Origin of the sequence: Shigella flexneri 2a str. 301 (assembly GCF_000006925.2) — a bacterium.
Classification (GTDB): domain Bacteria; phylum Pseudomonadota; class Gammaproteobacteria; order Enterobacterales; family Enterobacteriaceae; genus ECMA0423.
Genome location: NC_004337.2, coordinates 2,919,306 through 2,933,015 on the forward strand (window position 1 = coordinate 2,919,306; position 13,710 = coordinate 2,933,015).

12 protein-coding genes, 1 pseudogene and 1 other annotated feature are annotated in these 13,710 nt (G+C 51.8%); of the genes and pseudogenes, 4 read left to right on the forward strand and 9 right to left on the reverse strand.

Annotation, left to right across the window (positions count from 1 at the left end; genetic code table 11):
- Nucleotides 1-78 precede the first annotated feature (78 nt).
- From recC to ygdP, 9 genes and pseudogenes are all read right to left on the reverse strand, one after another.
- Nucleotides 79-3,447, reverse strand: a complete 3,369-nt coding sequence (gene recC, locus SF2833; RefSeq protein ID NP_708613.1) for an exonuclease V subunit gamma — start codon at nucleotides 3,445-3,447, stop codon at nucleotides 79-81.
- A gap of 12 nt (nucleotides 3,448-3,459) precedes the next feature.
- Nucleotides 3,460-3,810: a hypothetical protein gene (gene ppdC / locus SF2834; RefSeq protein NP_708614.2), complete on the reverse strand. Its 351-nt coding sequence runs from the start codon at nucleotides 3,808-3,810 to the stop codon at nucleotides 3,460-3,462.
- Nucleotides 3,795-4,160, reverse strand: coding sequence for a hypothetical protein (ygdB, locus tag SF2835; protein ID NP_708615.4), 366 nt, complete (start codon nucleotides 4,158-4,160; stop codon nucleotides 3,795-3,797). The genes ppdC and ygdB overlap by 16 nt, the downstream gene beginning before the upstream one ends.
- 38 nt (nucleotides 4,161-4,198) lie before the next feature.
- Nucleotides 4,199-4,762, reverse strand: coding sequence for a hypothetical protein (locus SF2835a; protein ID YP_008439276.1), 564 nt, complete (start codon nucleotides 4,760-4,762; stop codon nucleotides 4,199-4,201).
- Nucleotides 4,753-5,223, reverse strand: a sequence feature (Similar to Escherichia coli K12 prepilin peptidase dependent protein A gi: 1789190 (157 aa). BLAST with identity of 99% in 156 aa. This CDS ontains frameshift. The sequence has been checked and is believed to be correct.). Its footprint overlaps the gene before it by 10 nt.
- A pseudogene (gene ppdA, locus SF2836) lies at nucleotides 4,753-5,223 on the reverse strand. It overlaps the preceding feature by 471 nt. The gene SF2835a and the pseudogene ppdA overlap by 10 nt, the downstream one beginning before the upstream one ends.
- A gap of 193 nt (nucleotides 5,224-5,416) precedes the next feature.
- Nucleotides 5,417-6,211, reverse strand: a complete 795-nt coding sequence (thyA, locus tag SF2837; RefSeq protein ID NP_708616.1) for a thymidylate synthase — start codon at nucleotides 6,209-6,211, stop codon at nucleotides 5,417-5,419.
- A gap of 6 nt (nucleotides 6,212-6,217) precedes the next feature.
- Nucleotides 6,218-7,093, reverse strand: coding sequence for a prolipoprotein diacylglyceryl transferase (gene lgt / locus SF2838; protein NP_708617.1), 876 nt, complete (start codon nucleotides 7,091-7,093; stop codon nucleotides 6,218-6,220).
- 150 nt (nucleotides 7,094-7,243) lie between these two features.
- Nucleotides 7,244-9,490: a fused phosphoenolpyruvate-protein phosphotransferase PtsP/GAF domain containing protein gene (ptsP, locus tag SF2839; RefSeq protein ID NP_708618.1), complete on the reverse strand. Its 2,247-nt coding sequence runs from the start codon at nucleotides 9,488-9,490 to the stop codon at nucleotides 7,244-7,246.
- A 12-nt stretch (nucleotides 9,491-9,502) separates the two neighbouring features.
- Entirely contained in the window at nucleotides 9,503-10,033 is a 531-nt protein-coding gene (gene ygdP / locus SF2840) for an RNA pyrophosphohydrolase (RefSeq protein ID NP_708619.1), read from the reverse strand.
- Between the two features lie 684 nt (nucleotides 10,034-10,717).
- On the opposite strand from ygdP, the gene mutH reads away from it, so the two are divergent.
- From mutH to tas, 4 genes are all read left to right on the forward strand, one after another.
- Nucleotides 10,718-11,407 carry a DNA mismatch repair protein gene (gene mutH / locus SF2841; protein NP_708620.1) on the forward strand — a complete coding sequence of 230 codons (690 nt, stop codon included), beginning with the start codon at nucleotides 10,718-10,720 and terminating at the stop codon, nucleotides 11,405-11,407.
- A 68-nt stretch (nucleotides 11,408-11,475) separates the two neighbouring features.
- The gene (locus tag SF2842; protein NP_708621.1) at nucleotides 11,476-12,189 is read left to right on the forward strand and encodes a transporter; all 714 of its coding nucleotides are present in this window, start codon (nucleotides 11,476-11,478) and stop codon (nucleotides 12,187-12,189) included.
- 137 nt (nucleotides 12,190-12,326) lie between these two features.
- The gene (locus SF2843) at nucleotides 12,327-12,545 is read left to right on the forward strand and encodes a hypothetical protein (protein NP_708622.1); all 219 of its coding nucleotides are present in this window, start codon (nucleotides 12,327-12,329) and stop codon (nucleotides 12,543-12,545) included.
- Nucleotides 12,546-12,652: 107 nt separating this feature from the next.
- Nucleotides 12,653-13,693 carry an aldo/keto reductase gene (gene tas, locus SF2844; RefSeq protein NP_708623.1) on the forward strand — a complete coding sequence of 347 codons (1,041 nt, stop codon included), beginning with the start codon at nucleotides 12,653-12,655 and terminating at the stop codon, nucleotides 13,691-13,693.
- Nucleotides 13,694-13,710 lie beyond the last annotated feature (17 nt).

Genomic DNA, 13,710 nt, shown 5'->3' on the forward strand with positions numbered 1-13,710 from the left:
ATGTTTATATAACCATCAGTCCGTGACTGGTGCGCATCATAAAGTAAGCAGATAGATTGCGCAATTTTTATACAACACTCATGACTGATTAAAGCGAAACAGCGGTAACAGGAAACGTTGCGACTGTTCAACGATGGCCTCCATTGTCTCTGGTGTTAATTGCCGCCAGAGCCGTTGATACCAGATATCATCACCTTCGCCACGCACCATCATGTTGCCTTCGTAAGCCTGAAGGAATTTCGTACGGGCTTTTTGCAACGTGGAATCGTCATCCAGCATGGCATCGTTTTGCGCGTCATAACAGGTTTTTAGCCACGCGCCGCCACTTTCAGGTAACACCAGCAATGGCGCGGACATTCCTTCACGATACCCCTCAATCAGTTGTGAGAGGTAATGCAAAGCCTGTTCGGCTGCAAGCGGCGGAAAACGCCACTCACCGTCTTTGCGTAGAAAAAGGCGACTTTCGCCATTACCACCGCTGGCACAGTAGACAAGGTGTTCCAGCCAAAGTTGCATTCCCTGCGCCACACTTAATAAAGAGGGACGCCAGCGCAACAGGCCATCCGGCTGCACCTGCGGCAACCAGCCAGTTATCTGCACACCGTTGCAGGCGAGATCAATTTCCATACTCTGCCCCGGCTGGCGACAGGCAATGACTCTGTCGGCAAGCTGCTGCATCTCCTGGCACTGTGTTTCCCAGAAAATTTCACCAAAAGCGCCATACGGTAAATCCCCTGCCGCCCGGAAGCGGCGGAACAAGCGTTCGGCATCATCCTGCTCAACCAGTGCATTCAATAACTGCTGATTGATTTGATAACGGCTAAGTCCTTCCAGAATAAATGGCTCGGTGTCTGGGATTTCGCTGTCTTCAGTATGGAAGTTCACCTGCAAACGCATCTGGAAGAACGCCCGCACCGGATGTGCCCAGAATCGTTGTAGCGTTTCCAGCGGCACGGTTTCCGGTAAGGTAAACGGCAGCGGCTGAACAAATTCAGAATGTGCTTTACCAGCCTGGCTGGCCGCAGGTAGCCATTCACGAGCATAGCTTTGTCGTTCGCCTGGCTGGTAGTTTTGCGGATCAAACGGCATCCGGGTATGGAGGCAAGTAAGATGCGCTTTTACCCTTGCCTCGCTTTCATCACAGTTGAGCGCTTCATCGCCCGGTAGATAATGACTTTGCCCGATGTAGTCGATCAGTTCCTGCACCAGTACCGACGGGAAACGTTCACTGTTATCCTGAATGGAACGCCCGATATAGCTGATATAGAGTTTTTGCTGCGCGGAAATTAACGCTTCCAGGAACAGGTAGCGGTCGTCATCGCGACGGCTACGGTCGCCACGCTTCGGTTTCTGGCTCATCAGGTCAAAGCCCAATGGCGCAAGCTGACGTGGATAAACGCCGTCGTTCATTCCCAGCAGGCAAACCACTTTGAACGGAATTGAACGCATTGGCATCAGAGTACAAATGTTAACCGGTCCGGCGAGAAAACGCTGGCTGATACGTTCTTGATCCAGACGCTGTGCCAGTTCATCACGCAATAGTGACAGCGGCACCGCGTCGCCATACTGCGCACCTAAACCTTCGGCGATAATCGCCTGCCATTGTTGTTCGATCAGCGTCATCGCCGCTTCGGTTTCCGCATCCGGCAGGAAGAAGGCGTTGAGCATATCGCGACAAACCGGCAACCACTCTTCTAGCGGACGCTCCTGTGCCAGCCCGCGACGCCAGATGTTTAGCTGCATTAGCAGTGAAGCCAGATGCCCCACCAGTTCTGCAATTAAGCCGCTCGATTCATCATAAGGTAGAACCGATTGCCACTCGCCCTGCGCGCTCTCCATCGCGTAGCCCAGCAACATACGCGTCAGGCCAAATCGCCAGGTGTGTTGTCCGGTGGCGGGGAGTTCCAGCTCGCGAACGTTGTCGTCATCTATCCCCCAACGAATGCCGGATTCGTTGACCCACTGGCGTAAATAACGCAGCCCTTCTTCGGTGATGTCAAACCGCGCCGCCAGCACCGGCACATCCAGCAGCGCCAGCACATCCTCTGACACAAAGCGACTGTCAGGCAGTGATAACAGGCTGATAAACGCTTCCAGTACCGGATGTGACTGCCGCGCACGACGGTCGGAAATGGCGTAAGGCAGGTAACGATCCGCAGGTGCGCTACCAAACACTGCCTGAATAAACGGACTGTAGCTGTCGATATCAGCCACCATCACGATGATGTCGCGCGGAGTAAGTGTCGGGGCTTCCTCCAGCATCGCCAGCAAGCGATCGTGTAAAACTTCAACTTCACGCTGCGGGCTATGGCAAACGTGGAATGTGATACTGCTATCCAGTGGATCAAGCGGGCGTTTGTTATCGCTACGGGAAAACTCTTCGATGTTCACACCCGCAACGGCGCGGTTTTCCAGTTCCAGAATGTCAGACTGAATGTTATGCAGCAGGTTATCTGGCGTCACATCGACAAAAGCGTCCAGCTCCTGGCTGCTCTCCAGGTCAGAAAGGAGATAAATGTAGTCGCGCCCAAGCTTCCCCCATGAGGCCAGCAGCGAGTTGCCGACATCCTGTTCACCATCGCTGTTAAAGAGCTGTCCGGCATTTTCGCTATCGCGAAATAGCGGCAATTCGCGATCTTCAAAACTGTGTCGACGCTGACGAGTCAGCAGTTTCGCCAGATAAGCAGGATCTTTAATATCGCCCCAGTAATAACGGCAGGGGTTGGTAAACAGGAGATGGATTTCAATATGTTTACCCAGCGCCTGGAGCGCCTGGAGATAAACAGGCGGTAACGCGGAAATACCGCATATAAAGACGCGCGAAGGTAACCCCGGCGGGCAGGTCGTCGCGGACTCCAGCGTTTCGATAAAGCGCTGATAGAGATTCGCGCGGTGCCAGCGCGGTTGTCCGAGTTCATGGGTATATTCCACCAGCGCCTTCCACAACGGGGCTTGCCAGGCCTGTGCTTCTCCCAGCCCTTCAACCAAATGTCCTGTTTCCCACTGTGCCAGCCAGTCCGGACGATAGACCAGATACTGGTCAAACAGGTCCGCCGCTTTTGAGGAAAGCTGGAACAGTTTTCGCTTGTCGCTATCGTCAGTCAGATAATGCCGCAACAGGGTAAAGTCTTCGCGCTCCAGCAATTGCGGCAGCAGAGTCATCAGTTTCCAGCTCATGCTCTGTTTGTTAAAGGCGCTCTCTTTGGGGATTTCCGGTAACACCCGGACGAACATATCCCAGATAAAGCTCGCTGGCAGCGGAAAATCAATGTTTGCCGCAATACCAAACTTTTGCGACAGGGTCATTTGCAGCCACTGCGCCATACCGGTACTTTGCACCAGAATCATCTCTGGTTCGAAAGGATCGTCCAGCCGTTCGCGTTCGACAATAAACTCCATCAACGCTTCCAGCACGTCCAGACGATTGGAATGGTAGACCCTTAACATAGCGGCTCCTGACTACTGACAATTCGGGCAATGCAGGCGGGTCATCTCGCCTTCTCTGCCCCCGGGTGAAACTAGCGTAACGCTGATGCTGACACATCCCGCCTGCGATGTCTGCATTCGGTTGACCTGCCAGTTGGCAGGTGGCGAAATCGCGCGCAGTTGCGTTTGCTGCCAACCATGCCGCCAGAGCTGTTGGTACTGGTTTCTGCTGGCGAGACTGTTCATTGATGTTCGCTGGATACCCGATAACGCAGTGACAATCATCACCATCAGCACCATCAGCACCATCAGCACCATCAGCACCATCGCAACCATTACCTCCGGCAGGCTAAAGCCTTGTTGATTCTTCAGGGAAGCTGACATAATGCCCCCTCTTTCAGCGGACAAAAATCGCTCCAGCCGCGTGGCGAAAAAACAATTTTTCCATCAATGACTTCGCCTGTTCGCCACAACGAAACGCCTTCATAACCGGCAATCAATAAGGCTTCATTATCTGCCAGTAAACGCAAACAAACCTGGGCATCGGTTCCAGCGTACTGCGAGCACTGAACTGCTGGCTGCGTCTGCCAGGAGTGCATTTTTCCCCACGCCAGCGCCGACTGAACGATGGCCTGGCGGCGCAATGACTGACTTTCCATGCTCACGCGAGAGGCAAAACTGCGATCCTGCTGACTCATTCCTTGCAATAGCAAGCTACCCAAAACCAGCAGCATCAGGACCAGAGCCAGTGACGAAACACCTTTTTCGCGGTTCACAGGTTGAATCCTGTCACGCTATAGCTGGCATCCACCACGGTTTGCGGTTCAGACTTACTGGCAGCACGCATATTAACCGTCAACACCGGCGAGAAGCCGCTGACATCCTGACGTACGACCTGAAAAGTGTCGATAATGATGGCATCCGGATTAGTGACTTTATCCCAGCCCTTACCTTCACAGGATGTCGCACCGCGTAGCGTTTCCAGCACATGCTCCTTCAGACGAAATCCAATCTGGTCGGACTCTTTTACCGGTTCGCGATCCCAGATACCGTTACTGTTCGCATCCCACTGCACAATGATACAGTCACCCTGTCCGACAATTTCCAGCCCTTCGCCGGTACAGCTGCCATGACAATAACCCGCCCTCTGGAGATGCTTCGCGACGGTAAATACCCGCAGCCAGATTTCATCTTCCAGTGCCAGCTTACGAGTGCTCGTTAAACTTTCACGCTGTAACGCAGGCAGAAAGCGTGCAGCCCCCAGCAACAATACGCTACTGATCGCCATAGCAATCAACACTTCCAGCAGAGAAAAACCTTGCTCTTTTACAGGCATCCTTCTGTTTCTCCTTGCTGATAAAGCCGGAGTCTTCCCCACGGCGAAACCACCAGCCACCACTCGCCCGTTGAGTTTTTGAAGCGAATATGCCCGGCCCATGCGGTATTGCGCAGGCCAAAGAAAGCAAGCGAAGGTGTCAGGTCGCTCATTTCGACTTCGGGCCAGCGTGGCACAAAGACCAATGGTGAACTGCCATGACAGGTATTGGCCCCAGCAGCGGAACTCACAAGGCACCATAACGTCCCCTCCCTGATAACGCTGATACTGTGGTCGCGGTTATGCCAGTTGGCATCTTCACGTAAATAGAGCAAATAGTCCCGCGCCTAGCTGGCGGTTTGCCAAAGCCGTTGCGACTGCTGCCAGTATTGCCAGCCATAGAGTCCACTTGCGCTTAGCATGACCAAAATCAGCATCGCGACCAGCGTTTCAATCAGCGTATAACCACGTTGTGTTTTCATGCCGGCAGTATGGAGCGAGGAGAAAAAAAGACGAGGGCCAGTTTCTATTTCTTCGGCGCATCTTCCGGACTATTTACGCCGTTGCAGGACGTTGCAGGACGTTGCAAAATTTCGGGAAGGCGTCTCGAAGAATTTAACGGAGGGTAAAAAAACCGACGCACACTGGCGTCGGCTCTGGCAGGATGTTTCGTAATTAGATAGCCACCGGCGCTTTAACGCCCGGATGTGGATCGTAGCCTTCAATCTCAAAGTCTTCGAAACGGTAGTCGAAGATGGATTCGGGTTTACGTTTGATAATCAACTTCGGCAGCGGACGCGGTTCGCGGCTTAATTGCAGATGAGTTTGATCCATATGGTTGCTGTACAGGTGCGTATCGCCACCGGTCCAGACAAAATCACCCACTTCCAGATCGCACTGCTGCGCCATCATATGCACCAGTAACGCGTAGCTGGCAATGTTGAACGGCAGGCCGAGGAAGACGTCACAGGAGCGCTGATAAAGCTGGCAAGAGAGTTTGCCGTCTGCCACATAGAACTGGAAGAATGCATGGCACGGTGCCAGCGCCATTTTATCCAGTTCGCCTACGTTCCACGCTGAAACAATAATGCGGCGCGAATCCGGGTCGTTTTTCAGCTGGTTCAGTACCGTAGTAATCTGGTCAATATGACGACCATCTGGCGTTGGCCAGGCGCGCCACTGTTTACCATACACTGGCCCGAGGTCGCCATTTTCATCGGCCCATTCGTCCCAGATGGTGACATTGTTTTCGTGTAGATAAGCAATGTTAGTATCGCCCTGCAGGAACCACAGCAGTTCGTGGATGATGGAACGCAGGTGGCAACGTTTGGTTGTCACCAGCGGGAATCCATCCTGCAGGTTAAAACGCATCTGATGACCAAAAATGGAAAGCGTTCCGGTTCCGGTACGGTCGTTTTTCTGTGTGCCTTCGTCGAGCACTTTTTGCATCAGTTCTAAATACTGTTTCATGGTTCCTCAGGAAACGTGTTGCTGTGGGCTGCGACGATATGCCCAGACCATCATGATCACACCCGCGACAATCATCGGGATGGAAAGAATTTGCCCCATGCTGATGTACTGCACCCAGGCACCGGTAAACTGCGCGTCGGGCTGGCGGAAAAACTCAACAATGATGCGAAACGCGCCGTAGCCAATCAGGAACAAGCCTGAGACAGCTCCCATTGGGCGCGGTTTACGAATATACAGGTTGAGGATAATAAACAGCACCACACCTTCCAGCAGCAGTTCGTAAAGCTGTGATGGGTGGCGCGGCAGCACACCGTAAGTGTCGAAAATGGATTGCCACTGCGGGTTGGTTTGCAGCAGCAAAATATCTTCTGTACGGGAGCCTGGGAACAGCATGGCAAACGGGAAGTTCGGGTCAACGCGGCCCCACAATTCACCGTTAATAAAGTTGCCCAGACGCCCGGCACCAAGACCAAACGGAATGAGTGGTGCGATAAAATCAGAGACCTGGAAGAAGGAACGTTTAGTACGGCGGGCGAAGATAATCATCACCACGATAACGCCAATCAGGCCGCCGTGGAAAGACATGCCGCCGTCCCAGACACGGAACAGATACAGCGGATCGGCCATAAACTGCGGGAAATTGTAGAACAGAACATAACCAATACGTCCCCCGAGGAAGACGCCGAGGAAGCCCGCATAGAGTAAGTTTTCAACTTCATTTTTGGTCCAGCCACTGCCCGGACGATTCGCCCGACGTGTTGCCAGCCACATTGCAAAAATGAACCCCACCAGATACATCAGGCCGTACCAGTGAAGCGCCACGGGTCCTATTGAGAAAATGACCGGATCAAACTCCGGAAAATGCAGATAGCTACTGGTCATCTGTCACCACAAGTTCTTGTTATTTCGCTGAAAGAGAACAGCGATTGAAATGCGCGCCGCAGGTTTCAGGCGCTCCAAAGGTGCGAATAATAGCACAAGGGGACCTGGCTGGTTGCCGGATACCGTTAAAAGATATGTATATGATCCGCGCTATAACCCTCCGCGAATCAGCCCGCCCATGCCGCGACGCTCCATAAAGGCTGCAACCTGATGACGAACTTCGGTCGCCAGTTGCGCTTCCAGACTACGCTGCGCAAGATTTTCTGCTTCGGCAAAATCAATGCGCCGCAGCAGGTATTTTACCCGCGCTACAGAACGTCCGTTCATAGACAGATGGCGATACCCAAGCCCAATGAGGATTGCCACGCACATGGGATCGCCCGCCATTTCACCGCACAAACGAAGATCGATACCATGTATTTCCGCTTCCCGGGCGATCATCGCCAGAGCTCGTAACATTGCAGGATGAAGACTGTCGTAAATGTTCGCCACCCGGGTATTGTTGCGATCAACGGCCAGAATGTATTGAGTCAGATCGTTGGTGCCAACAGAGATGAAATCGACCCTCTTTGCCAGATGCGGCAGCATAAATACCATTGACGGCACTTCCAGCATGATGCCGATACGTGGTTTGGGAATTTCGTAACCGATCATCTCCTCGACTTCACGTCCGGCACGTTCAATCAGGCGGCGTGCTTCGTCAACTTCATCGAGGCTGGTGACCATCGGCAACAGAATATTCAGGTTGCCCGTAGCGGCATTAGCACGCAGCATCGCCCGCACCTGGATCAAGAAGATCTCCGGCTGATCGAGCGTAATGCGAATCCCACGCCAACCCAGGCATGGATTCTCTTCGCTGATCGGCATGTAAGGCAGCTGCTTATCTGCTCCGACATCCAGCGTACGCAAGGTGACGGGTTTATCATTGAACATTTGCAGCATCCCCTGATACTGCGCCACCTGTTCTTCTTCCGACGGGAAACCACTTTGCAGCATGAATGGGATTTCAGTGCGATAAAGACCGATGCCATCAATACAGCTGCCCAGTTTTTCTTCATGTTCCGGGCTTAAACCAGCATTGAGCATGACTTTTATACGCTCACCGCTTTTTAACTGCGCGGGTAAATTGACGTCATCTTCCGCCAGACGGCTAAGCTCAATCTCTTCACTAATTAGCCGCTGATATTCTTGCAGCAGTACCGGCTCCGGATCGACCAGCAATTCACCGCGATAGCCATCAACGATCAGCGTCCTACGATGCAGCACCGAAGGCTGAATATCCGCGCCCATCACGGTAGGGATCCCCAGCGCACGTACCATGATCGCAGCATGGGAGTTGGCTGCGCCATCTCGCACGACAACACCGACTAAGCGATCCTGGGGCAGCTCAGCAAGAGTTGTCGCTGACAGTTCATCTGCCACCAGAATGAAACGTTCCGGCCAGGCGTTCGGCCCTTGATTAGCGTCATCAAGATGAAACAGCAATCGCTGACCCAGCGCACGTAAATCACCAGCCCGCTCTTTGAGATAGTTATCGCTTAGCGCGGCAAACTGTTCGGCAAATTTTTCAATGACCGTTTTTACCGCCCACTCTGCCACCGAGCCTTTATCAACCTCGGCAAACAATTCGCGACGCAGCCGGGTGTCCGAAAGCAGGTGCGAGTAAAGATCGAAAATAGCCGCCGTTTCTTTTTGTGCTCCGGCGGCAAAGCGTTTGCTGTAGCGGCGAAACTCGTTTGCCGCTTCTTCCAGCGCCCCGGTCAGTCGTTCGCGTTCCAGAGCCGGATCCAGCGTTGATGCCTGATACACCTGTTCCATTAAAGGTAACGTGGCATCCTGCCAGCCTTCGGCAATCGCCACACCAGGTGCTGCCGGTAATGCGCGGATTCGCGTCTGGCGATATTGCCCAAACAGGGCAGTCAACTGCGACTGAGAAAGAATAGCTGCCATCTGGGTGGCAAGCGTCACCAGGAAGGATTCTTCACTTTCGTCATACTGGCGCAACTCTCGTTGCTGTACCACCAGTACACCAAGCAACTGGCGACGTTGAATAATTGGTACGCCTAAAAACGCGCGGAAACGTTCTTCTTTTACGGAGGGGATGTATTTGAAGCTGGGGTGCTTTTGCGCATCTGCAAGGTTTATCGGTTCCGCCAGCCTGCCAACCAGGCCGACGATCCCTTCATCAAACGCGAGCGTTACAGTGCGACCGCGTGGTTTTTTCAGCCCCCGGGTCGCCATCAGGTAGTAACAACGTCGATCATGATCGGCCAGGTAGACCGAACAGACCTCGGTATCCATCGCAAGACAGATGTCGGTAACCAGAATATTTAACGCCTCATTCAGGCGTGGTGCGCTGGCTACCTTTTCGACTATTTCGCGCAGGCGAGTGAGCATAATTGGCGTGACTTAACCTCTTTTACGTCGATAAGCAGATGCGTTTTGTGGTTTTGGCGTATTTTCCTGCAGTGACATCACCACACTCGCGAACTCTTTCATTACCCTACGGTAGACATCACGTTTAAATGACACCACCTGTCTGACCGGATACCAGTAACTTACCCATCGCCAGCCGTCAAACTCTGGTGTACTGCTGGTTTGCATATTGATTTCTGCATCGCCGCTTACCAGCTGCAAGAGAAACCATTTTTGTTTTTGGCCGATACAAACCGGCTTCGTGTCCCAACGCACCAAACGTTTCGGTAATTTGTAGCGCAACCAGTTACGCGTTGAAGCAAGGATTCGAACGTCTTTGCGGCTTAATCCTACTTCTTCAAACAATTCACGGTACATCGCCTGCTCTGCGGATTCTCCGGGGTTGATTCCGCCTTGCGGAAATTGCCAGGAGTGCTGACCAAATCGCCGGGCCCACATTACCTGCCCCTGGCGATTACAAATCACGATACCTACGTTTGGGCGGTAGCCATCGTCATCAATCACCGGACTACCTCAAAATAAAGCTTTATATACGAATGATTGTTTCATACTCCAGGAAGACGGTAAACCACTCTCTGCAGGGCATTACACACTAATAACAATTGAATAACTCACAGTTATGTGCAGAGTTATAAACAGAGGAAGGGGTGGATAGCCGTTTTTATTCACCTTTTCTGTGGATAGAGTTGTGAAGAACTACGGAATTACTACGGGAAAACCCGGAGCATTCTGAATAAGCCCGATATAGACATTTTAAAATATTCATTATTAGTCAATGCATTACATGTAATTTGAGTAATGAAAAAGAGTAATTCGTGACCCAGGTCACACCTCTCATTTACGGGTTGGCGAAAGATCAACCAATGCCGTGTTTATCCACAGAATGTGCCACTAAGTTAAGCACTGAACCACTAAAAACTGGAGTTTCGTCGCACGTCAAGGCTGTAAATGAAAACAGTAGTGGAGGTTTTTCACAGTTATCCCAGCTTTCTGTGGATAACATGGTGTAAGATCCTGTTTATTTTCAGTGACCAGATTTGGAAAACCTATTGCAGTGTTGCGCAACTCGATTACCGGCAGCCTAAAAAGCAATATAAATCAGAGAATTGAACAACACATGTGGAAAAAGTTACACTGCGAATATTCGGCACATAATTACTGTTTGTTTTTTAACCAAGGTATCATGACATGTCCCAACCTCGCCCACTGCTCTCTCCTCCCGAAACTGAAGAACAGTTGTTAGCGCAAGCACAGCAACTTTCTGGTTATACATTGGGAGAACTGGCGGCACTTGACGGGCTGGTTACGCCAGAGAATTTAAAACGCGATAAGGGCTGGATTGGCGTGTTACTGGAGATCTGGCTAGGTGCCAGCGCAGGGAGTAAACCTGAGCAAGATTTTGCTGCTCTGGGCGTGGAACTTAAAACTATCCCTGTGGATAGTCTTGGTCGTCCGCTGGAAACAACATTCGTTTGTGTTGCCCGGTTAACGGGTAATAGCGGGGTGACCTGGGAAACCAGCCATGTGCGCCACAAGCTCAAACGCGTACTGTGGATACCGGTTGAAGGCGAGCGCAGCATCCCGCTGGCGCAGCGTCGCGTAGGATCACCGTTGCTGTGGAGCCCGAATGAAGAGGAAGACCGACAGCTACGCGAAGACTGGGAAGAATTAATGGATATGATTGTTCTCGGTCAGGTTGAGCGGATCACCGCTCGTCACGGGGAATATTTACAGATAAGACCGAAAGCAGCGAATGCGAAAGCGCTTACCGAAGCCATTGGTGCCCGGGGCGAACGGATTCTGACGCTGCCACGCGGCTTTTATTTGAAGAAGAATTTCACCAGTGCACTACTGGCCCGTCATTCTCTGATCCAGTAGCCATCGCTTTGACCTGCCGCTTTCCGGGCATATAATTACCGCTTCATTTTTTTGGCAGGGCTTTTTAGATGTTATTTGCATGGATAACCGATCCTAACGCTTGGCTTGCGCTCGGTACGCTGACGCTGCTGGAGATCGTTCTTGGGATCGACAATATTATTTTCCTTTCTCTGGTGGTGGCAAAGCTTCCCACAGCACAACGTGCTCATGCGCGCCGTCTGGGGTTGGCGGGAGCCATGGTTATGCGTCTGGCGCTGCTGGCATCAATCTCTTGGGTTACGCGCCTGACAAATCCGCTTTTTACAATATTCAGTCAGGAAATTTCTGCCCGTGATTTGATTCTGCTTCTGGGTGGCTTGTTCCTTATCTGGAAAGCCAGCAAGGAAATCCACGAATCCATTGAAGGTGAAGAAGAAGGGCTGAAAACACGCGTTTCATCATTCCTCGGCGCTATCGTGCAGATTATGCTGCTGGATATTATCTTCAGCCTCGACTCGGTGATTACCGCTGTGGGTCTGTCAGATCACCTGTTTATTATGATGGCAGCCGTGGTGATTGCCGTAGGCGTGATGATGTTCGCCGCGCGCTCGATTGGTGATTTTGTCGAACGCCATCCTTCGGTAAAAATGCTGGCGCTCTCTTTCCTGATTCTGGTGGGCTTTACCCTGATTCTGGAAAGTTTCGACATCCACGTACCGAAAGGTTACATCTACTTCGCGATGTTCTTCTCTATTGCGGTTGAAAGCCTCAACTTGATTCGCAACAAAAAGAATCCGCTCTGATACTCCGTACGCTCTCCTGCGGGAGGGCGTACTCACTCCTTTTACCCTCACAGTTTAAGATTTTCCTGCTTTCAAGATATATAACGTCGGTTTATAAACAGACTATTATCATAGGTAGGCCAAATGAGGATAACCGGATGAAAAAATGGGCAGTAATAATTTCTGCAGTCGGACTGGCGTTTGCTGTTTCCGGGTGTTCCAGTGATTACGTCATGGCGACCAAAGATGGCCGTATGATTTTGACCGATGGAAAACCTGAAATTGATGATGATACCGGGCTGGTGAGTTATCACGATCAGCAAGGTAACGCGATGCAAATTAACCGTGATGATGTTTCGCAAATTATTGAACGTTAACAAATAAGGTCAGCATCCGGCTGGCCTTAAGATTTTTCTCTTTCCCTTTTCCCTTCCCTCTGCCATTTTTATATTCCTTATGTCGTGATTATAAAAAGGAAACGGCTATGCAATATCACCGTATACCCCACAGTTCGCTGGAAGTCAGCACGCTGGGGCTTGGCACGATGACGTTTGGTGAACAGAACAGCGAAGCCGACGCCCACGCACAACTCGACTATGCCGTCGCTCAGGGCATTAACCTTATCGACGTTGCCGAAATGTACCCAGTACCTCCGCGCCCCGAAACGCAAGGGTTAACCGAAACCTACGTCGGCAACTGGCTGGCGAAACATGGCAGCCGCGAAAAGTTAATTATCGCCTCCAAAGTGAGCGGACCGTCGCGCAATAATGACAAGGGCATCCGCCCGGATCAGGCGCTGGATCGGAAGAATATCCGCGAAGCGCTGCATGACAGCCTCAAGCGCCTACAGACTGATTACCTCGATCTTTATCAGGTGCACTGGCCGCAGCGCCCGACCAACTGCTTCGGCAAACTCGGTTATAGCTGGACGGATTCTGCGCCTGCGGTTTCGCTGCTGGATACGCTGGACGCACTGGCAGAGTACCAACGCGCGGGAAAAATTCGTTATATCGGCGTGTCGAACGAAACTGCATTTGGCGTAATGCGCTACCTGCATCTGGCGGACAAACACGATCTGCCGCGTATTGTCACCATTCAGAACCCTTACAGTCTGTTAAACCGCAGTTTTGAAGTAGGTCTGGCAGAAGTCAGCCAGTATGAAGGGGTCGAACTGCTGGCCTATTCGTGCCTGGGTTTCGGCACGCTGACCGGGAAATATCTCAATGGTGCAAAACCCGCTGGCGCACGTAATACGCTCTTTAGTCGGTTCACCCGCTATAGCGGTGAGCAAACGCAAAAAGCCGTCGCGGCGTATGTTGATATCGCCAGACGTCATGGCCTTGATCCTGCTCAGATGGCGCTCGCGTTTGTACGCCGTCAACCGTTTGTTGCCAGCACTCTGCTGGGCGCAACCACGATGGATCAGCTGAAAACTAACATCGAAAGTTTGCATCTGGAGTTAAGCGAAGACGTATTAGCTGAAATTGAAGCGGTACATCAGGTTTATACTTATCCTGCACCATAAAGATTAACGCCGGTTAA

Bases quoted from the DNA above. Each gene is read 5' to 3' on its own strand.
- recC (NP_708613.1), bottom strand. From the start codon at position 3,447: ATGTTAAGGGTCTACCATTCCAATCGTCTGGACGTGCTGGAAGCGTTG.
- ppdC (NP_708614.2), bottom strand. From the start codon at position 3,810: ATGTCAGCTTCCCTGAAGAATCAACAAGGCTTTAGCCTGCCGGAGGTA.
- ygdB (NP_708615.4), bottom strand. From the start codon at position 4,160: ATGCTGCTGGTTTTGGGTAGCTTGCTATTGCAAGGAATGAGTCAGCAG.
- SF2835a (YP_008439276.1), bottom strand. From the start codon at position 4,762: ATGCCTGTAAAAGAGCAAGGTTTTTCTCTGCTGGAAGTGTTGATTGCT.
- thyA (NP_708616.1), bottom strand. From the start codon at position 6,211: ATGAAACAGTATTTAGAACTGATGCAAAAAGTGCTCGACGAAGGCACA.
- lgt (NP_708617.1), bottom strand. From the start codon at position 7,093: ATGACCAGTAGCTATCTGCATTTTCCGGAGTTTGATCCGGTCATTTTC.
- ptsP (NP_708618.1), bottom strand. From the start codon at position 9,490: ATGCTCACTCGCCTGCGCGAAATAGTCGAAAAGGTAGCCAGCGCACCA.
- mutH (NP_708620.1), top strand. From the start codon at position 10,718: ATGTCCCAACCTCGCCCACTGCTCTCTCCTCCCGAAACTGAAGAACAG.
- SF2842 (NP_708621.1), top strand. From the start codon at position 11,476: ATGTTATTTGCATGGATAACCGATCCTAACGCTTGGCTTGCGCTCGGT.
- SF2843 (NP_708622.1), top strand. From the start codon at position 12,327: ATGAAAAAATGGGCAGTAATAATTTCTGCAGTCGGACTGGCGTTTGCT.
- tas (NP_708623.1), top strand. From the start codon at position 12,653: ATGCAATATCACCGTATACCCCACAGTTCGCTGGAAGTCAGCACGCTG.